The organism is Pinibacter aurantiacus (assembly GCF_019130065.1).
Classification (GTDB): Bacteria; Bacteroidota; Bacteroidia; order Chitinophagales; family Chitinophagaceae; genus Pinibacter; species Pinibacter aurantiacus.
Genome location: NZ_JAHSPG010000001.1, coordinates 752,865 through 772,811 on the forward strand (window position 1 = coordinate 752,865; position 19,947 = coordinate 772,811).

At 42.6% G+C, this 19,947-nt stretch carries 15 protein-coding genes; 4 read left to right on the forward strand and 11 right to left on the reverse strand.

Going from position 1 to position 19,947, the window contains the following annotated elements:
- The first annotated feature begins 262 nt into the window (after nucleotides 1-262).
- A complete protein-coding gene (locus KTO63_RS02710) occupies nucleotides 263-1,417 on the forward strand; it encodes a hypothetical protein (protein WP_217789584.1) in 1,155 nt (384 codons plus the stop codon).
- 313 nt (nucleotides 1,418-1,730) lie between these two features.
- On the opposite strand, the gene KTO63_RS02715 is transcribed toward KTO63_RS02710, so the two are convergent.
- On the reverse strand, nucleotides 1,731-3,221 hold the full coding sequence (locus tag KTO63_RS02715) for a serine hydrolase domain-containing protein (RefSeq protein ID WP_217789585.1): 1,491 nt from the start codon (nucleotides 3,219-3,221) through the stop codon (nucleotides 1,731-1,733).
- Between the two features lie 216 nt (nucleotides 3,222-3,437).
- Here KTO63_RS02715 and KTO63_RS02720 point away from each other — a divergent pair, with 216 nt between their 5' ends.
- Both KTO63_RS02720 and KTO63_RS02725 read left to right on the forward strand, forming a co-directional pair.
- Nucleotides 3,438-4,295, forward strand: coding sequence for a hypothetical protein (locus KTO63_RS02720; protein ID WP_217789586.1), 858 nt, complete (start codon nucleotides 3,438-3,440; stop codon nucleotides 4,293-4,295).
- 233 nt (nucleotides 4,296-4,528) lie between these two features.
- A complete protein-coding gene (locus tag KTO63_RS02725; RefSeq protein WP_217789587.1) occupies nucleotides 4,529-4,957 on the forward strand; it encodes a CBS domain-containing protein in 429 nt (142 codons plus the stop codon).
- Between the two features lie 131 nt (nucleotides 4,958-5,088).
- Here KTO63_RS02725 and KTO63_RS02730 read toward each other — a convergent pair whose 3' ends face one another.
- Nucleotides 5,089-7,194 carry an endonuclease MutS2 gene (locus tag KTO63_RS02730; RefSeq protein ID WP_217789588.1) on the reverse strand — a complete coding sequence of 702 codons (2,106 nt, stop codon included), beginning with the start codon at nucleotides 7,192-7,194 and terminating at the stop codon, nucleotides 5,089-5,091.
- A 146-nt stretch (nucleotides 7,195-7,340) separates the two neighbouring features.
- Here KTO63_RS02730 and KTO63_RS02735 point away from each other — a divergent pair, with 146 nt between their 5' ends.
- Nucleotides 7,341-8,543, forward strand: a complete 1,203-nt coding sequence (locus tag KTO63_RS02735; protein ID WP_232372996.1) for a lactonase family protein — start codon at nucleotides 7,341-7,343, stop codon at nucleotides 8,541-8,543.
- Between the two features lie 91 nt (nucleotides 8,544-8,634).
- Here KTO63_RS02735 and KTO63_RS02740 read toward each other — a convergent pair whose 3' ends face one another.
- From KTO63_RS02740 to KTO63_RS02780, 9 genes are all read right to left on the reverse strand, one after another.
- On the reverse strand, nucleotides 8,635-9,117 hold the full coding sequence (locus KTO63_RS02740; protein ID WP_217789589.1) for a VOC family protein: 483 nt from the start codon (nucleotides 9,115-9,117) through the stop codon (nucleotides 8,635-8,637).
- A gap of 198 nt (nucleotides 9,118-9,315) precedes the next feature.
- A complete protein-coding gene (locus KTO63_RS02745; protein ID WP_217789590.1) occupies nucleotides 9,316-9,915 on the reverse strand; it encodes a YdeI/OmpD-associated family protein in 600 nt (199 codons plus the stop codon).
- A gap of 80 nt (nucleotides 9,916-9,995) precedes the next feature.
- Nucleotides 9,996-11,369 carry an alpha/beta hydrolase family protein gene (locus KTO63_RS02750; protein ID WP_217789591.1) on the reverse strand — a complete coding sequence of 458 codons (1,374 nt, stop codon included), beginning with the start codon at nucleotides 11,367-11,369 and terminating at the stop codon, nucleotides 9,996-9,998.
- Nucleotides 11,370-11,374: 5 nt separating this feature from the next.
- On the reverse strand, nucleotides 11,375-12,172 hold the full coding sequence (locus KTO63_RS02755; protein WP_217789592.1) for a polysaccharide deacetylase family protein: 798 nt from the start codon (nucleotides 12,170-12,172) through the stop codon (nucleotides 11,375-11,377).
- Between the two features lie 153 nt (nucleotides 12,173-12,325).
- Complete coding sequence (locus KTO63_RS02760; protein ID WP_217789593.1) at nucleotides 12,326-14,407, reverse strand: S9 family peptidase; 2,082 nt, start codon at nucleotides 14,405-14,407, stop codon at nucleotides 12,326-12,328.
- A 400-nt stretch (nucleotides 14,408-14,807) separates the two neighbouring features.
- Nucleotides 14,808-16,394, reverse strand: coding sequence for an FMN-binding glutamate synthase family protein (locus KTO63_RS02765; RefSeq protein ID WP_217789594.1), 1,587 nt, complete (start codon nucleotides 16,392-16,394; stop codon nucleotides 14,808-14,810).
- 204 nt (nucleotides 16,395-16,598) lie between these two features.
- Entirely contained in the window at nucleotides 16,599-17,363 is a 765-nt protein-coding gene (locus KTO63_RS02770) for a succinate dehydrogenase/fumarate reductase iron-sulfur subunit (protein WP_217789595.1), read from the reverse strand.
- A gap of 68 nt (nucleotides 17,364-17,431) precedes the next feature.
- Complete coding sequence (locus KTO63_RS26205; RefSeq protein WP_317195733.1) at nucleotides 17,432-17,644, reverse strand: four helix bundle protein; 213 nt, start codon at nucleotides 17,642-17,644, stop codon at nucleotides 17,432-17,434.
- Between the two features lie 264 nt (nucleotides 17,645-17,908).
- A complete protein-coding gene (locus tag KTO63_RS02780) occupies nucleotides 17,909-19,882 on the reverse strand; it encodes a fumarate reductase/succinate dehydrogenase flavoprotein subunit (RefSeq protein ID WP_217789596.1) in 1,974 nt (657 codons plus the stop codon).
- Nucleotides 19,883-19,947: the final 65 nt, after the last annotated feature.

Below are 19,947 nucleotides of genomic sequence, written 5' to 3' on the forward strand. Positions count from 1 at the left end.
ATTATCTAACTCCTGATTCCTAATTTCTAATTTCTATCAAATAACAGGGCTGCAAATTTACGAACTATTGGGTAATTGAAAATTGAAAGTTCCTGCACGACTAAAGTCATTCAGGCGGGGAAAATGGAGAAAGAGAATTCGGCGGACTTTGTTGCGGCGAACACAACATGAAAACATTATAAAAATTAACGAAATGTTTCGTGGATTGTTTTTTATGCAAATTGTTATGAGAGAAGTTTTTCCGTAATTTCAAAATATGTTTATGCGATCCGTTATTGTAGTTTTTTTACTGGGCCTTATTCACGGCGTGGCGGCTCAGGATATCACCGGCATTTGGCGGGGTCACTTTAGCGACAACAACCGGATGAATCAAATTCTAAATATTGATGATCGCTACAGATTTGAGGTGCAGATTGCGCAAACTGACAAAAAACTGCAGGCCATTACCTACTCTTACAAAAACATCGAATTTTATGCAAAGGCTTCCGCAACCGGAAGTATTAATCCAAAAACTGGGAAGGTCCGCGTGTTGGAGCTAAAGATCATTGAAGTGCGCAAGGGAATGAACACTATGGTTTGTAGCATGGATTGTATGCTCACATGGACAAAATCTGGTGATGATGAGTTTCTGGAAGGCACTTTTGTAGCAACGAATACTCTAGATAGTAGCTTTTGCGGCAGAGGCACTGTGTTCCTGCGTAAAGAGGCGGTGTCCGACTTTTATAAGGAACCGTTTGTTGCCCGGAAGGAAAAAGAAATTGCGAAAAAATTGGCCGCAGCAAATACAGTCCCAAAACCGGTGGACAGCCTGAAAATTGCACCGGCACCGGTTGCCAAAACAAAGCCCGCACCAGTTGCAAAAACAACTCCAAAACCGCCAGCCAATACGACTCCAAAGAAACCTGCGCCTAAATCTTCTGCGCCGGTAGCAAAAACGGCGCCGCAAAAAAAGCCTGAAACAAAGCTTACGCCGCAACAAATAGAACCTCTTGCACGACCCGACACGCCCAAAAAAACGATTACCGTTTCTCCTGGTAAAAGTTTTTCAGCGAGCATCCCTTCTGTGATCAAAAACAGGGAAAACGAAATAACAAAAACGATCACCGTAAAAAGCAATGAGGTTGCTCTATACATTTACGATAATGGCACGATAGATCACGACACAGTTTCAGTTTACCTGGATAATAAACTGGTGGTGTCCCGCAAAATGTTATCGCTCGAGCCAATCATTGTGAAAATTAAACTTGACACTACAAACAATTATCATGAGGTGGTGATGGTGGCAGAAAATCTTGGTGATATTCCTCCCAATACATCTTTAATGGTGGTGAAAGCAGGCGACCAGCAGTATGAAGTGCGCATCACGTCTACGGAACAAAAGAATGCCGTGGTGGTATTTAAGTATGCGGGTGATTGACCGAATAACTCAATAACTGAATAACTGAATTGCCCTAGTGTAACTCCGCCGCGGATATGCTGCACCGTCATTGCGAGACACTGCACTATCAACACGATTCAGAAAATAATAACAAGATGGCCTATAGACAAGTGGGGCGAAGCAATCTCAGCACGCAAATTGAGATTGCTTCGCCCCATCTCCTATTTACAGAGTTGCCTTAGTTTTTGAAACACCTGATCTACAAGGGGCTCGCAATGACGTGCAGCGCTGTTTATAAGTTGAACCAGTCAGTTATTCAGTTATTCAGTTATTCAGTTATTCAGTTATTCAGTTATTCCTTGCTCAAATCCTTCAAAACTTTCACTCCGTTCTCATTTTCCGGATTAAGCTCGACAGACTTCTTGTACATTTTTATGGCTTCTTCTTTTTGTCCGTTTTCTAAGAGTGCTTCGCCGTAACTATCGTAGACGTTCCAACTTTGGAGAAATAATTGCATGTTTGTTTTGAAAGCCTCCAATGCAAGGTTCAACTTTTTGTTCGCCATTAGATCATAGCCAAGTGTGTTGAATTCCTTTTCTACCAAAGAATAATGGGCCGAATCTTTTTTCATTGCGATCAACGCGATATCAGCAGCTTCAATGCCTTTGCTTACAAGCGTCCTGCCATATTCTCTGGCAGCGCTTTTCGCCAATGGAATTGCTTTGCCACCGTTTAAGATTTTGAACGCATCTTCACCTGCATCTTCTGTTCTGTTTTGCGTATTGTCGAACAGTATAACTGTTTGATGCCTGGTGATATTTCGTAAAAAAACGGCTGAAAGTCCTATCAAACCACCAGTGTGCCCCACTACCTGACCAAATGGATTGTCCGTGTATACTTTCCAACCGAGGCCAATTTCTACGGGACTGTCTTTCCCATTATTCAGTTTAGTTAGTGTGTAGGCTTTCACCAAAGTCTCGTCAGACAACAGTTTGTCGTTGTACAATGCCTGATCATATTTTAGCAAATCTTCGGTTGTTGTAATGATCTCACCAAATCCTTTGAACTGATAATTCTGCCAGTAATCAGCAACAAATTTGATAGTGTCTGTCTTTTGCATGGCTGTTGAATAAACAAACGGATAGTTGTAAGTCTCCACCAGGTTCGTTTTTTCCTCAGGTAAATAATGATAGAATGTTGCCTTGGGAAAAAATGTTTTAGTCATGCCAGCCGGCTCAAAAACGTTCTTCTTAATATAATCTACATAAGCCACTCCTGTTATGCTTTCTATTATGAGCGAAAGAAAAATGTAGTTCACATTGTCGTAAGTCGCCTTGTCGCCGGGCTGGTATTGCAAGGGCAGTTTTAATGCTGCATAACGCGCGACGATATCTTTATTTGTGAAAACTGTATCGGGATGTGCACGCCTCATCGAATCAAAAAATTTATCGTAAGGCAGTAATCCGGAAGTGTGAGATAACAGATGCCGGACCTTTATTTCGGGATAAGGAAATGCAGGAAGGTATTTGTTTACGGGATCTTCAATATTCAGCTTTCCTTTTTCAAACAGTTGAAAAATGCCTGTTGCTGTAAAAGTTTTTGTTATTGATGCGATGCAAAACTGAGTGTTATTAGTATTGAGTTTTTTATTGGCAAAGTCGGCATAGCCAAACGATTTTTCATAAACGATCTTTCCGTTGTCTGCTACGAGAGCATTTCCGTTAAACCGCTGGTTATCGTGCAGCGCCGTGAAATATTTATCAAGCGCTTGTTTCTTGTTTTGGGCGAAAATATTTGCTGTTGAAATAATCAGCAGCAGCAGGAACACCGCGATCTTTTTCATGAATGAAGTTTTGCAGTACTAACATAGATTATTTTCCCCGTTTCCGAAAGACCGAACAAGTTATTTACCGGCCTTTTGAGAACTTATTCTACCTGCGGTTGTTGCTCCTTATGAAAGGATGATGGCAAGAGTTTTTATCACAGAACAATAACGTTTCTTTTACCTTTTCCTTTGAAAGAGTGTTGGGCAATTGACTATTTTTAATGGTATCAAACCATGATAATAAAACGCCTGCTGGCATTTACCATTATTGCTTTTTTTTGTTGTTGTTCCTGTATCGCACAGGATCTTGCCGGCATATGGCGCGGCTCGCTTATCCAGGATTCCGGCGGCTGTTTTCCAGTTTACAATATTGAAATGCAGGTCAACTTTGCCAACAATAATTTACAGGGCAAATCCTATGACTTTTACGATACAGAAAGACTGGTGCAATTGTCTTTTTCAGGAAAGTTCAATCCGCTGTCGAAACGGATTGTCATTATAGAGAACAAAGTAATTCGCTATAACATTCCAGCCGACTGCATTCCTTGCATTAAAACCTACATGCTGCAATATGATTCAAGCAACCATGAGGAAGTTTTGAAGGGTGAATTCAAAGGTTATGCAATGGATACCAAAACGCCCTGCCCTTCCGGAAAAATCATTTTAAGACGAGCCGCAATTCCTGTGTTTAAAAACGAGATTGACCAGAGTGAAGAATTGGCTGAAATACAGGAAACACTTCAGTTAAAGCCCCGCAAAAAAGAACTGGAAAAAGATCTGATATTCCACACACCTACCATTAAAATTCAGCTTTACGATAATGCAGAACTAGATGGCGATACGGTGACGGTATTGCTAAACAACCGCCTTTTGCTGTATAAAAAAATGCTTACCGACAAAGCGCTAACTCTCGAAATAAATGCATTTCCAGATATAGATTACGAGCTGATCATGTACGCCGATAACCTTGGACGCGTGCCGCCAAATACAGCTGTCATGGAAATTACCGCAGGCAAACAGCGATACGAGGTACATATGACGTCGACGCTGGAAAAAAGCGCGGTGGTGAGGTTTAGGTACCAGAAGGACTGACAGAATAATTTAATCATTGAATTGTCGAGGGCAAATGACTGAATAACTGAATAACTGAAGGCCTCCATTCGGAAAGTCTTTCTGCGTTTCAAGCACTCAGTTATTCAGTTACTCAGTTATTCAGTCATTGATTCTCAATGTGAACCAAATCCGGCATTCTTTGTTAGCCCTCTGTATTTCCTCTTTTACGTCTTTTTTCTTATCTTATAGCAACTAAAAAACAATGATTGTTTATGAAAAAAGTATCAGACATTTTATCCCAAAAAAAGTACACGTTGATTGCTGTCACGCCAGACACTACAGTATTGGAAGCGCTGAATGTGATGGCGGAAAAAAACATTGGATCTGTATTGGTGATGGATGGCGAAGAATATTTCGGACTGCTAACTGAACGGGATTATTCTCGCAAAGTGATCCTGAAATCAAAGTCTTCTACCGATACCAAGGTCTATGATATTATGTCAATCGGATTGCCGAGAATTACTCCCGACAATTCTATTGAGGTGTGCATGCATTTGATGAGTGAGAACAACATCCGCTATTTGCCGGTTTTTGAGAACGATAAAGTGTGTGGTATTATTTCCGTAAACGACGTAATCAAGGCGATCATTTCACACCAGGAAGAAACTATTGCTCATTTGGAGAGCTACATTCATAGTTGAGAGTGGAGAATTGAGAGTTGAGAGTTTGGTTGTTAGACTTCGGTAATTACTATGCAAAACCAGAGCCTAATAACCAACGACTATCAACTAAAAACTTTCCTAAACAACTCTCCCTTCTCAACTCTCAATTCTCAACTTTCTATAATTTTCTCTGTCACCAAAACCAAGTCCTTCATGTCAACTTGCATAGGTAATAAGCCGATTTTTACAACGGCTTTTTTGCCACGCACTTCAAGCACCTGCCCTACCTGGTGATTCTTTTTCATTTTTACTTTGCTACCCACCGCAATTTCGCCCTGCACTTCAGCAAATTTTGATTCTACTTTTTTCTGCAGTTTGTTCACCACTTTAGTTTCATCCTTCTTGAACAAAAGGGCAAACATCTGCTTCATCACTTTTTCCTTGTCATCAGTTTTTTTCCATTCGATCAGGATCTGCTTAATCTTACGATCCATGTCTTTCAGGTAAGCGATGCGATCTTCGGTTATTTTGTTTTGTTCCTTCAAAACTTCAACTTGCTGGCGATGGCGCTCTTTGTCCATTACCTGCTGCATCTCTTTTTTCAACTTCTCATTTTCACGAAGCAAATGATTCAGCTCTTTTTCTTTCTTCTCAAGATCCCGAAGGTCCTGCTCTGTTGCATTCAGCAATTTATCCAAACGGAAATGATCTTCATCGACCATTTTTCTGGCGCGGGCAATCAATGATTTGTCAAGACCAATTCTTTCTGCAATGGAGAAGGTATAGGAACTTCCGGGTTTACCAACGATCAGTTTATACATTGGCAGCAAACTAGCCTCGTCAAAAGCCATGGCACCATTGATGATGCCCGGCGTTTTATTCGCCATTACCTTCAGGTTGAGATAGTGCGTGGTAACAATACCAAATGAATGTTTGCGGGCCATTTCTTCCAAAATAACCTCGGCAAATGCCCCACCAAGATTTGGGTCACTGCCGCTTCCCAGTTCATCGATAAAAAACAAAGTCTTACCATTTGCACTTTCCATGAAATACTTCATGTTTTTCAGGTGCGAACTATAGGTACTCAACTCAAATTCCAAACTCTGCGTGTCGCCAATGTGAATCATGAGTTGCTTGAAGATGCCCATTTGCGAAGAAGGATGCACCGGCACCAGCAAACCTGCCTGCACCATCATTTGCAGCAATCCTACCGTTTTAAGTGTAACTGTTTTACCGCCGGCATTCGGTCCGCTGATTACGAGTATCCTGCTTTTTTCATCGAGTGTAACCGCAACCGGAATGGTTGGTTTGCCTGATTTTTTATTATACAAAAACAACAGCGGGTGCATGGCTTGTACAAGATGTACGTGCGCTTTGTCGTTTACCAAAGGATACTCTCCGTTATAGTCAATCGCGAGTTTTGCTTTGGCACGAATGAAATCATATTCGCCCACAATGTTGTGGTACTGCTGTAACAGAGGCGCATGTACAGAAAGATTTGCCGTAAGCTCACGCAAAATGCGATACACTTCGCGGCTTTCTTCGTGCTCAAGGGAAAAGACTTCGTTGTTAAGTTCGATCGTTTCTTCAGGTTCAATGAACGTGGTGCGTCTTGTATCGCTTTCACCATGCAGAATACCTTTCACCATTCTTTTTTGCTCCGCAAAAACGGCGAGTACTCTCCTGCCATTTAGGAACGATTCTTCTATGTCGGCGAGATATCCCTGCTTGTTGAGTTTGGAAACGATCTTGTCGAACACGCGACGCAGGTCATTTCGTTTGCGATACAAGTTCATGCGAATGCGCTGCAGGTCCTCAGAAGCATTATCCAGCACATTACCATTGTCATCCAGTATCTCGTTGATGTGCTGCTGAATGGCTTTTTCGTAGTGCGAACCTTCAATCACTTTTGCGAGTGCATCGTAAACCAGCCTTCTCTCTGCATCAAACCAGCGGAAAATGTTCTGAATGCTCTCTGCCAGTTTTTTGATCTGCATGAATTGGTCGCCACTGAGCACCGCCCCCGGAATGCCCAACAGCTTCAGGTCCTTCGACAGGTTCAGTGTATAGTCATTAGGGAAATAAATGCCATTCAGAACCAGTTGCCTGTATTCATGGCTTTGTTTTAATTCAACCTGTATGAATTCATTTTTTGTATGTATGCGTAATTGCTCAGCTTTCTTTTTTGCGTACTCGCTTTTGCAATGTGCCGTCAGCAAATCCTTTACTTTGTCAAATTCCAATTGGTAGACGGCCGATTCCGGAAATAATTTCAACTGCTATATAATTTAGGCTGCAAATTTCGGCCAAAGTTTATTATAATTGACATACAATTTTTAGGAATCAGAAGTTAGAAATTAGGAATTTAGAGAGGCGTAAAAACAATGAATTTATTACGGAACCTATATAAATCAAGAATTGCATGAAAAATCCTTTAACCTCGATAACCGTTTTAACGATTATTGCATTGCTTTCATTTTCAGGAACTTTTGCACAGAAGAAAAAGAAAAAATCGACTGCGCATAAGCAAACCACCACAAAACCTTCATCTACAACTATGTCAACAGCACCTTCCGACCCATATTTATTGTTGGGAACCTATACCAATAGCGGAAAAAGTAAAGGCATCTATGTATATAAATTTGATGCGGCTACGGGTGAGGCCACAGAAGTAAACAACGTACCGAGTTCCAATCCTTCATTCCTGGCAATTTCTCCCGACAAAAAAACAGTTTTTGCCGTTAATGAAGACAACGGCCCGGGAGCGGTTTCTTCCTATGCTTTTGACAAAAAAGACGGTTCTCTTTCTTTCATCAATACCGAGCCAACTTCGGGTGAATCTCCTTGTTTTGTAGCGACGAGCAAAAACGGAAAATTTATTGCCGTGGCAAATTACAGCTCGGGCAATTATCTTGTGTACCCGGTAGAAAAAGATGGCAGCATTGGCGAGCCTGTTGAAAAAAGAAAAGACGAGGGCACGGGACCAAACACAAAAAGGCAGGAAAAGGCACACGCTCACGCAACAGTCTTCTCCCCTGATAACAAGTACCTGTTTATAAATGATTTGGGCACGGATAAAATAATGATCTATCATTTCAATGCGGCTACGGGAAGCCTTACCCCTGCAAAAACACCTTTCGTAGCAGTGAAGCCGGGCAGCGGTCCGCGCCACATGACGTTTGATGCGAGCGGTAAATTCGCTTACCTGATGACCGAGCTTAGCGGCGAAGTGGTAGTGTATAAATACAATGAGGGTCAGTTCAAAGAGGTGCAAACCATATCAAGTCACCCTGCAGATTTTAAAGGATCCATTGGTTCCGCAGATATTCATATTTCTCCTGACGGCAATTTCCTTTATGCATCTAATCGCGGCGATGCCAATTCTATAGCCATTTTTAAAAGAGATGCAGCTACGGGCAAATTAACATCTGTTGGTTTTCAACCTACTATGGGAAAAACGCCACGCAATTTCAATTTCGACCCTTCAGGAAATTTCTTACTGGTGGCACATCAGCAAAGTGATGATGTTGTAATTTTTAAAGTAGATAAAAAAACAGGCCTGCTAACAGATACGGGCAAACGCATCAATGTGGGAAGTCCGGTTTGTGTGTTGTGGGTGAAATAGAGAGATTAGAAATTAGGAGTTAGGAGTTAGAATAGTCGCAATTCTTTTTGCTTTTTGACAATTCTAATTCCTAACTCCTAATTCCTGATTTCTAAATCAGCGCCAACAGCGCATCCAAATCCAAATGCTCCGTTACCATCATAAGGTTTCCTTCTGCATCCAGCGGCCATTCTTCTTTTGGCCTGTCCCAATATAATTCTACTCCGTTTCCGTCTGGATCATCGAGATAGAGGGCTTTGGAAACGCCATGATCTGAAGCGCCTGTTAACGGATATTTCGCATCAATCAATCTCTTTAATACAACGCCAAGATCTCTTTCTGAGGGATATAGTATTGCGGTATGAAATAATCCCGCAGCGTGGACCGGCGCCGGTCCTGTGTTCTTGCTGTACCAGGTATTCAACCCAATGTGATGATGGTATCCTCCTGCCGAAAGAAAAACAGCCTGCGTTCCGTATCGCTGCATGATCTCAAAACCAAGAATATCTTTATAAAAAGTCAACGCTTTGTCAAGGTCAGTAACTTTTAAATGTACGTGACCGATGCGTGTTTGAGGTGGTATGATGTAAGCCATGATTGAATAATTGAATAACTGAATCATTGATTAATTGAAAATTGAAAGTTGAAAATTGAAAATGAATACAGTTGTTAGTTGGTTGTTATTGGTTATTAGGCCTTGGTTTTGAAAAAGTCTTCATCAGATCTAACAACTTCGACTAGCAGCCAATTTTCAACTTTCAATTTTCAACTAGAGGGCGAATGCAATTCGCCCCTACCGGTATTTATCGTTTAACGTCCTTCCTTCTTCGCACATTGCAACTATTTTTGCAATGCGGTCGTTACGGGTTTCTTCGCGCTTTGCGGTGGTTACCCACTCTACAAATTCTTTCTTGTAGCCGTAAGTAAGAGCGTCGTAAAATGTTTTTGCCTTTTTGCTTTTCGCCAATGCCTTTTCAAGATCTTCGGGTGTATCAACGTCTTTGTTCTTGACCACCCTTTTATAACCTTTCTTATTGATCGCAACAGATTCTTTGATATATGCGGTCAATGTTTTTTCATCGAGTTCGCTTGCATCGACATATTTTATTGAACGGCTAAACTCATTGTCAACACAGTGATTGAAGAGTTTCTTTGCATCTTTCATTGCATCACCGTTGAAGAAAGTAAGCTTTACATGTTGCTTAAAAGCTCCATAGCCGCAGACCATTCCGTTGGATGCATAGTGCGGCCCCCACTTCCATTCTTCTACAAGGCTATCATCAGCATTCAAAATAATGGAGCGCAGCTTTGTGCAGATTGCCTTAGAAAACTCAGGCATTTCCTTGATATAATTCGTAATCTCTTTCGGCGCGTCTTTTTTTGCTGTTGGCATAAGAAAAATTGAATAGTTATTTAGCACGCAGATGACACGGATTAGACGGATTTGCACGGTTTTTTTTCGCTGTGCAAATATCACTTCCAGTACTTATCGGTGTAGCTCAAAAACGTCGGCCAGTTGGGTCCTGTTGTATGTCCACCGCTGTGTTGACGAAACGCTATTTCTCCATCTGTTAATGGTGTTTCTATTGGTGGCATTTGTGTAGTGCCCAATCCTTTTTTTCTGAGCAATTCATAAACTGGTCCGGCATACAAGCCTCCAAGAAAAAGACCTTTCCCATCGATCCAATTGCCTTCTACATACGGAGACCCTACGCTGATAAATACCGGCCTTGGCGCGCAAAGAGCAACCAATTCATGTGCATCTACGGGAAGATCATTTGGTGTTAACGGACCGGCATATTTAATAAAGTTTCCGGCAAACCAATGATACTCCGATGATGAGGCGAGATTCTCTACCTGCTCACCAAATGTACGACGCAATATTTTTCCGCCACCAGCTCCGGAAGATCCAATGAACCCAATGGAAATGCGCGGCTCATAAGCCATGGCAACAAGTGCCGCTTTGCCGTAGCGCGAAAGTCCTTCAATCGCGATTCGTTTTTTGTCGACGGCTTTATCCGTTTCAAAATAATCAATCGCCCGGCTTGCGCCCCACGCCCATGCGCGCAATGCCCCCCAGTCATCTGGTTTGCGTGGCTGGCCCTTGTTCACCAAACCAATAATGCCCTGTGTTAGCCCCGCTCCGTTATCAGCCTGATAACTGGTTGGTACAAGAATCGCATAACCATACCCTTTGGCCAGTACCTGTTGCTGCCATGTTGGTTCTTTGCTGGCATTTTGGGCCGGCATTCTAAAACCTGGTGGGAATACAAAGGTGAATTCCATTATCACAGGCACAGGCTTTTTTACATTTGCAGGTGTTGTTAATGTAAGATCGATATCGACTTTTACATCCGCGTAAGCGCTGTTGTCAACATGTCCGAGCAATTTTTTTGTTACAACGGGGATGTCTCCATTTTTCTCATTCACCACACTCACTACCTCCCATTTTACTTTGGGCACATTTGCAGGAACGCGGCCATATATTTCACGATCAAAATCTTTCACGATCTCTGGCCGGCGCTTGCTCCACCAAGTGTTGGCGTCTGTAACCTTTGTTCCGTTTTTTAAAACAAGCGGATCGGGTAAGGACGTGTATGTTGTAGCCTTCGACTCATCGGCATTCGCCGCATTCGGAGCTTTTGGGTTTCCTGATGGGCCATCACGCAACGAATCTATGTGCAACAACTTCATCATTTTTTGATGATCTACCTGTGAGGCGGCCTGGATGGCTTTCATATTTGCACGCCACAGACTGTCGCGCTTCAAACTGTCAGCCACATTGCTTTGCGCAAATGTTGTTGTTAAAATGACATGGGAAATGAACAGGCAAGCGATCCTTTTCATGTCGTTTATTTTGATGATGATTGATAACGTTGTATATACTCAGCAACCTCTGTCATTGGCGCAATCCAGATTTCTTTTTCATGTTGTTTCAGGAAATGCAGCAACTGACTATGCGCCTGCAGTGAAACGTTAAGCGAATGTCCGCCTCCCACGCCATGAAAAAGAAACACAACTAAAGTGTGCGAGTCCATTGCTTTTTGAACAAGTGAAACAAGCTGATCTCCTGATTCTCCATTGATGCCGTAACAACCTATGTCATAAAGCTTCACATCCTGAATGCGCAGCATTTCCGGTCTTACGCCTCTGGCTCCTGTGAATTCTTTTTTTATCGGATCAAGGTAAAACGAGTCGCTGATCTTTGTATCTCCACAAGGATAAGCAAACGTCCGCGAATGCTTACCATCAATAGCTTTCAGCAAAGAGTTCATCATGTGAATTTCCTGGTCAATTTGCTGAACGGTATAATTATTCAGGTCATTATCTGCTTTTACAAATTCCCTGCCCGGTCTTTTTCCGATGCATGGATGATAGTATGTGTGATTGCCTAACTCGTGCCCTTTAGCTGCGATGGCGCGCCATTGGGCTGTGCGGGTATCCAGCGTTCCGGTGTAATTTGATAAGTAAAAAGTTGCTTTTAACCCAAGTGAATCAAGCGCTGGAGCAGCGTTGTCGATGTCTACGTCAAGCGCATCATCATAGGTTAAAACAACAGCACATTTTTTGTGGTGCCACAAAGTGTCTTGCGCATGAACGCTGTAGCCAAAGAATAGAAAGAGAATTATGCAATGAATTTTGGTGTTCATATGGTTTAGTTGTTGGTCATATTTGAAGTAGCCGGTGGCCCGTAACCAATAGCCTGGCACCTGCTCTAACATTGCTGATATATACCAGCTGCTTGCATTTTATAGTCAATGATTTACACAAACACCGGCTACTGGCAACCGGCCTACCGGCAACTATTCTTTTATTCCCTCCAGATCGATCAGGAACGCATAATCTCTCGCAACTTCTTTCAGTCGCTGGAACCTTCCGCTGGCGCCACCGTGGCCCACGTCCATATTTGTGTAAAGCAATAGTTTATTGTGATCTGTTTTTAACTCGCGAAGTTTTGCTACCCATTTCGCCGGTTCAAAATATTGTACCTGGCTATCGTGCAAACCTGTTGTTACCAAAAGGTTTGGATAGGCTTTCTTTTCTACATTGTCGTAAGGAGAGTAACTCTTCATGTAGAAATAACTGTCTTTATTTTTTGGATTCCCCCACTCATCAAACTCTCCTGTTGTTAATGGAATGCTCTCGTCAAGCATCGTTGTAACAACATCTACAAAAGGAACCGCAGCGATGATACCATGCCATAAATCAGGACGCATGTTCATTACAGCTCCCATCAGCAAACCACCTGCGCTGCCGCCGTCGGCATATAAATGTTTACTGCTGGTGTATTTATTTTTGATTAAGAATTCAGCACAATCGATGAAGTCCGTGAAGGTATTTTTCTTGTGGAACATCTTACCGTCTTCATACCATTGACGGCCCATTTCTTCGCCACCACGAATATGTGCAATCACAAATGCAAAACCTCTGTCAAGCAAACTTAGCCTGGCACTGCTAAACGAAGGATTCATGCTGTTTCCATAGCTGCCATAGCCGTATAACAACAACGGTTGGCTGCCATCTTTTTTAAATCCTTTTTTGTATACAATTGACAACGGAACTTTTGTTCCATCCTGTGCAGTTGCCCATAGGCGTTCGGTTTCATAGTTGGCAGCATTATAGCCGCCGAGAATTTCCTGTTGCTTTAATAAAAAATTTTGCTTTGTCGCCATATCAATATCAAACGTTGATGGCGGCGTGATCATCGATTGATAGTTGTAACGGAGTTTAGTGGCATTAAAATCCGGGTTGTATGCCACTGATGCTACATAAGCAGATTCTTTGAAGTCCAGATAATATTCTTTTTTATCTGCCCATTTGATCACTCGAATTTGAGTGGATGCTTTACTCCTTTCACTTAGTACGAGATAGTCGTTAAAAAGCTCCATTTCATCGAGCAAGACATCTGCCCTGTTGCCGATCTCTTCATGCCAAGCATCTTTGGAAGTATTGTTGACAGGGCATTTCATCAATCTGAAGTTGAGGGCGCTCCAATTTGTACGAACATAAAAATCATTTTTGTAATGATCTACATAGTACAACATATCCTTTTCTCTTGGCGTAAAAATTTTAAACTCGTCGTCTGGATTGTTTGCTTTAATAAATCTCACTTCGGAGGAAAGTGTGCTGTTGCTATAGATAAAAATATAGTCTTCGCTTTTAGATTTTTCTACCCATGTATTATAGGTTTCATCCTGCTCAAAGAATACTACTTTATCTTCTGAAACCGGCGTGCCTATTACGTGTTTCATAACCTTTTCGCTGCGAAGAGTAAGATCATTCTGCAAAGTGTAAAAGACCGTTTTGTTATCGTTTGCCCAAACCATACTGCCGGTTGATACAGGAATTACATCTGCCAATAATTCTCCGGTAGCAAGATTTTTAAAATAGATCTGGAATTTTCTGCGGCTCAACGTATCTACCGCGTAAGCGAGTATATTGTTATTTGGGCTCACAGCAAGCACTCCAACAGAATAGTATTTGTGATTGGCACCTTCAACGTTCGCATCAAGTAACAATTCTTCATCGCTGTCCATGGATGTTTTGCGACGCGTATATTTTGCATACTCCTTTCCTTCTTCAGTCTTAGTGATATACCAGTAACCTTTTTTGAAATAAGGAACAGATTGATCTGTTTGTTTGATGCGACCGAGCATTTCGTTATAAAGCTTGTCCTGCAAAGCTTCCGTGTGCTTCATGTTTGCATAGAAGTAATCGTTCTCTTTAGTGAGATAGTCAACTACTTTATTGCTGTCCGGCCCCTTGAGCCAGTATTCATTGAGCCAGTAATAATTGTCAGTTCTTTTGTCACCGTGCTCTTCTAATACTTTGGGTTTCTTCTCGCAAACCGGTGGCTGTAATTGTGCTTCAACTATAGTGTTCATAACGGAAATTAGTAAAATGGTTAAGAATGCAAATCTCATAAGAGGGTTAGGTTTTAGGTATTGAATTTAAGAAAAATGGCACACAGATGACGCTGATTAGACTGATTTACACAGATTTTTTTGTTGGCGGTCTTATCTATCTGAACCCGCAACGATATCGGACTTTTTTTTAACCGCAGAGGGGGCAGAGCGGTTGGCACCGAAATAAATAGCAAGTCACGAGAGCACAGAGAGAACGAAGGCTCTCGAAACGCAAAGAACCTGACAGGTTTTAAAAGCTGTCAGGTCCTGAACAATAAACCGCCTCCTTTCCTCTGTGAAAAAAAATCTCCTTCACTCTGTGGTTAAAAAATCCGTGTAAATCAGTCTAATCAGTGTCATCAGCGTGCTCACTTGCCTCCTACATCCACCTGTCAGCAAACGCCTGGTCGAAGTCCTGCTGGTATTTTTCAGGAATCTTTCCGTTTAGCATGCAGTTAGGTTCGAGCGATGGAAATATCTCTTCAAAGGTTTTCATCTCATTCATCAATACACGTCTGTAAATATGCGAACGCGTGAGTTTTTTGTAGTCGTCAATTCCAGCTGCGCCCAGCAACTCCACAAAAGTTTTTACAGTGTCTGCATGATAATTCGCAACGCGATGTTTTTTGTCGTCAACCACCAAACCCACCGCCAGTGAAGGGTTTTGTGTAGCCACACCTGTTGGACATTTATTTGTATTGCATTGCAACGCCTGTATACAACCAATCGCCATCATCATTGCTCTTGCACTGTTGCACGCGTCTGCACCTAATGCAAATGCACGGACCAAGTGAAATCCGGATAAAATTTTGCCTGACGCAATCACCACAATATGCTCACGAATGCCAAAGCCCACAAGCATGTTGTGAACAAAAGCCAAACCATCCAGCAATGGCGCTCCCACATAGTTAGAAAATTCCTGCGGAGCTGCGCCCGTGCCGCCTTCTCCACCATCGACTGTTATGAAATCAGGGAAAGTATCAAGCTCGATCATGGCTTTGCAGATGCCAACAAACTCACTTTTTCTACCAATACAAAGTTTGAAGCCAACAGGTTTACCTCCGGAAATTTCTCTCAGTCTTGCAACAAATTGCACAAGTTCTTTCGGTGTATTGAATGCGGAATGATAAGGTGGAGAAGCAACGGTTGTTCCGGCCTTAACGTGACGTATAGCCGCAATTTCGGGTGTATTCTTAGACGCGGGCAAAATACCGCCATGGCCGGGCTTCGCACCTTGTGAAATTTTAATCTCCACCATTTTGATCTGCGGCTTCGAAACATTTTCTCTGAAAACTTCATCAGAGAAATTTCCGTTTTCGTCGCGACAGCCAAAATAGCCTGTTCCTATTTGCCAAATGATGTCTCCGCCTTGTTTTAAATGATGGGGGCTGATGCCGCCTTCACCTGTGTTGTGTGCAAAGTTGCCAATCTTCGCGCCGCCGTTCAACGCCTCGATGGCATTGGAACTCAGCGATCCGAAGCTCATGGCAGAGACATTGAAAACGCTTGCTGAATAAGGCTGTTTGCAATTCTTGTTTCCTATTGTTACGCGAGGCGAATGATTGAGTTTAGTAAAATCTTTGGGCGCAATGGAATGGCTCATCCACTCGTAGCCTTCTGCATATACATCAAGCTGTGTTCCAAACGGCAGTGTGTCTGTTTCACGTTTTGCTCTTTGGTAAATGGTGGAACGATCGATCCTGTTGATCGGTCTTCCATCAATGTCCGATTCAACAAAGTACTGGTACATTTTCGGGCGAAGTTCTTCCATCCAGTAACGCATTCTTCCCAAAACAGGATAGGTTCGCATAATGGAGTGTTTTGTTTGCATCATGTCGTTGATGCCTACAATAGTTAAAGCGATTACAACTGCAAGAAAGACCAGCCAGTACGCACTGACAAAAACAGTAAGCAATGTACCGATGACGATTCCCGCAATGGCGCTTATTATAAATCCTTTTCTCATGTTTATTAGATTTTATAATTGACAAAAGTAAGAGGCCCAACGCTAAATGCCTAACGCGTAACGCTGGTCACCGAATCTTTAACACTTAAGGCAAAACGCAGACAGCCACTCGCGTTAAGCGTTAAGCGTTTGGCGTTGAGCGTTAAACATCAAACAAAAAAGACTGCCTTTCAGCAGTCTTTCGAAATAAATATTTTGGGAAAATTAATTGTCGACTGTCAATCCTGCTCCAAGGAATTCATTGTTCAGGCGAGCGATGTTTACCATTGAAATCTCTTTAGGGCAAACGGCTTCGCAAGCGCCGGTGTTTGTACATGAACCGAAACCTTCTTTATCCATTTGAGCGATCATGTTCAATGCACGACCCTTATGCTCTGGCTGACCTTGTGGCAACAATGCCAAGTGAGAAACCTTTGCAGAAACGAACAACATAGCTGAGCTATTTTTACAAGCTGCTACGCAAGCTCCGCAACCGATACAAGCTGCTGCTGCGAAAGAAGCATCGGCATCGTCTTTATTAATCGGAATGGCGTTTGCATCTACGGCGTTACCGGTGTTTACAGAAATGAAACCACCTGCCTGGATGATGCGGTCGAATGAAGTTCTGTCTACCATCAAATCTTTGATCACAGGGAAAGCGTTCGCTCTCCATGGTTCGATGGTAATGGTATCGCCGTCTTTGTATGCACGCATGTGCAACTGGCAGGTTGTGTTTGCATGCCAAGGACCATGCGGCTTTCCATCAATGTACATGGAACAGGTTCCACAAATACCCTCACGGCAGTCGTGGTCAAATGCAATCGGGTCCTGCCCTTCTCTGATCAACTGCTCATTCAAAACGTCTACCATTTCCAGGAACGACATTTCCGAAGAAATATCACTCAGCTTGTACGTTTCAAAACCACCTTTTGCTTTATTGTTTTTCTGGCGCCACACTTTGAGTGTGAGATTCATGTTATAATGTTCCATAGCTAATGTGCTAATTTGAAAATTTGAAAATTTGAAAATTCGTGTGCGGCAACCAGGTAAAAAGGTAACTATCCTTTTGATGAGGAAATGATTTTGGAAAGAATTCGGAGAATTACTTCCAAGTCATTTCGCAACTTTTCTTCAAACCTATAACCCTCACTTTTCTCACAAAGGACTAACCAATATTTTGTTTCACTTGCTTCTTTCGCCGCAATCTTCATTTTATGTATAAAGTCTACTTTGCTTTCAGCATTCTGTGCTTCAAATACGTTGGCTCCTATGGACGTTCCCTATTTTAAAAGCTGGTTCGCTATTACGTATTTTCTATCATGTTCAAGAACTTCACAATATTTAATGATTGCCAACGAAAACGCTACCGTTTTTTCAACAATCACATTCTGCTTGTCATTTCGCATAATTTAGTGATAATACTTTGGTCAAGGCTCTCACTATAATTATACAATTCAATCTATTTGAATAATCGAAAATTATTTGCATGTGGCACAGAAAGCATTTTCAAATCACCACATCTTCAAATTTTCAAATTATTTGTAGCTTCTCTGCGTTGGTTTCGCCACATCAAACGTCAACTCTTCCTTATGCAGCTCCCAGCTGTGTTCTCCTTTGTATTCCCATGCGGAAACGTAGGAGAAGTTGGCGTCGTCGCGTTTTGCTTCGCCCTCTTCGGTTTGGCTCTCTTCACGGAAGTGACCGCCGCAGCTTTCGTTACGGTTCAATGCGTCGATACACATCAGCTCACCTAATTCGATAAAGTCTGCCACACGATTTGCTTTATCCAACTCAGGGTTCATCTCGCCGATTTCGCCCGGAATTTTCAGGTCGCTCCAGAATTCTTTTTTCAATTGCTGGATTTCAGTGATCGCTTCCTGCAGTCCTTGTGCATTACGGGCCATACCGCATTTGTCCCACATGATCTTACCAAGACGTTTGTGGAAACTTTCAACGGTTTGTTTACCCTTAATGCCCATCAATGTGTTGATGCGATCAGACACTTCTTTTTCTGCTGCTACAAACGCAGGATGATCTACAGGTATTGCTTTGGTTGCAATTTCATCTGCCAGGTAGTTACCTACAGTGTAAGGAATTACGAAGTAACCATCAGCCAGACCCTGCATCAGAGCAGAGGCTCCCAAGCGGTTTGCACCGTGATCGCTGAAGTTTGCTTCACCAAGACAGTATAATCCAGGAATTGATGTCATTAATTCGTAGTCAACCCACAAGCCACCCATTGTGTAGTGAACCGCAGGATAAATGCGCATTGGCACTTCGTATGGATTTTCACCTGTGATCTTGTCGTACATGTCAAACAGGTTACCATATTTCTCTTTTACTACTGCTACTCCATGTTCGCGAACAACTTCTGCTGATGGATTTTCGATACCATGTTTCAGGCATTCGATTCTACCGTAACGGTCGATCGCATCTGCGTAGTCAAGGTAAACGGCTTGCTTGGACGTACCTACACCGTAACCGGCATCACATCTCTCTTTCGCTGCACGGCTTGCCACGTCACGCGGAACGAGGTTACCAAATGCAGGATATCTTCTTTCCAGGTAGTAATCTCTCTCTTCTTCAGGAATATCTGTTGCTTTGCGGTTGTCGTCTTTTTTCTTTGGAACCCAGATACGTCCATCGTTACGCAGTGATTCGGACATCAATGTTAACTTGGATTGGTAATCTCCCGAAACAGGAATACAAGTCGGGTGAATTTGCGTGAAGCAAGGGTTTCCGAAATAAGCACCTTTTTTGTGTGCCTTCCATGCTGCTGTTACGTTACAGCCCATTGCGTTGGTAGAAAGATAGAAGACGTTACCGTAACCACCCGTACATAATAATACAGCATGGCCGAAATGGCGCTCCAGTTTTCCTGTTACCAGGTCGCGTGCAATGATACCGCGGGCCTTGCCATCTACCATTACCACTTCAAGCATTTCATGGCGGGAATATTGTCTTACATTACCCAATGAAATCTGGCGCTCGAGAGACTGGTATGCACCTATCAACAATTGCTGACCGGTTTGTCCGGCAGCATAGAATGTACGTTGTACCTGTGTTCCACCAAAAGAACGGTTGCTAAGCAATCCGCCATATTCGCGGGCAAAAGGAACACCTTGTGCCACACACTGGTCGATGATGTTAACGCTCACTTCAGCCAGGCGGTGTACGTTTGCTTCACGTGCTCTGTAGTCACCACCTTTAATTGTATCGTAAAACAGACGGAAAACGCTGTCGCCGTCATTTTGATAATTTTTTGCAGCATTGATACCGCCCTGTGCAGCAATACTGTGTGCACGACGAGGAGAATCCTGGAAGCAAAATGTTTTCACTTTGTATCCCAATTCGCCAAGAGCAGCAGCAGCAGAAGCGCCTGCCAAACCTGTACCTACTATAATAACTTCAATTTTACGCTTGTTAGCAGGGTTTACCAGCTTAACGTGTCCTTTGTAGTCATTCCATTTTTGGTCGAGCTGACCGGCAGGAATTTTTGAGTTCAGCATATGAATTTGAAAATTTGAGCGCCGGAAGCATGATTGCGTCGTGTTTTCCAGCCGATTATTGTCAA

What these genes read in the sequence shown, in the direction of transcription:
- KTO63_RS02750 (WP_217789591.1), bottom strand. Translation starts at nt 11,369, where the DNA reads ATGAAAAGGATCGCTTGCCTGTTCATTTCCCATGTCATTTTAACAACA.
- KTO63_RS02725 (WP_217789587.1), top strand. Translation starts at nt 4,529, where the DNA reads ATGAAAAAAGTATCAGACATTTTATCCCAAAAAAAGTACACGTTGATT.
- KTO63_RS02765 (WP_217789594.1), bottom strand. Translation starts at nt 16,394, where the DNA reads ATGAGAAAAGGATTTATAATAAGCGCCATTGCGGGAATCGTCATCGGT.
- KTO63_RS02745 (WP_217789590.1), bottom strand. Translation starts at nt 9,915, where the DNA reads ATGCCAACAGCAAAAAAAGACGCGCCGAAAGAGATTACGAATTATATC.
- KTO63_RS02770 (WP_217789595.1), bottom strand. Translation starts at nt 17,363, where the DNA reads ATGGAACATTATAACATGAATCTCACACTCAAAGTGTGGCGCCAGAAA.
- KTO63_RS02740 (WP_217789589.1), bottom strand. Translation starts at nt 9,117, where the DNA reads ATGGCTTACATCATACCACCTCAAACACGCATCGGTCACGTACATTTA.
- KTO63_RS02780 (WP_217789596.1), bottom strand. Translation starts at nt 19,882, where the DNA reads ATGCTGAACTCAAAAATTCCTGCCGGTCAGCTCGACCAAAAATGGAAT.
- KTO63_RS02710 (WP_217789584.1), top strand. Translation starts at nt 263, where the DNA reads ATGCGATCCGTTATTGTAGTTTTTTTACTGGGCCTTATTCACGGCGTG.
- KTO63_RS02720 (WP_217789586.1), top strand. Translation starts at nt 3,438, where the DNA reads ATGATAATAAAACGCCTGCTGGCATTTACCATTATTGCTTTTTTTTGT.
- KTO63_RS02760 (WP_217789593.1), bottom strand. Translation starts at nt 14,407, where the DNA reads ATGAACACTATAGTTGAAGCACAATTACAGCCACCGGTTTGCGAGAAG.
- KTO63_RS02755 (WP_217789592.1), bottom strand. Translation starts at nt 12,172, where the DNA reads ATGAACACCAAAATTCATTGCATAATTCTCTTTCTATTCTTTGGCTAC.
- KTO63_RS02735 (WP_232372996.1), top strand. Translation starts at nt 7,341, where the DNA reads ATGAAAAATCCTTTAACCTCGATAACCGTTTTAACGATTATTGCATTG.
- KTO63_RS02715 (WP_217789585.1), bottom strand. Translation starts at nt 3,221, where the DNA reads ATGAAAAAGATCGCGGTGTTCCTGCTGCTGCTGATTATTTCAACAGCA.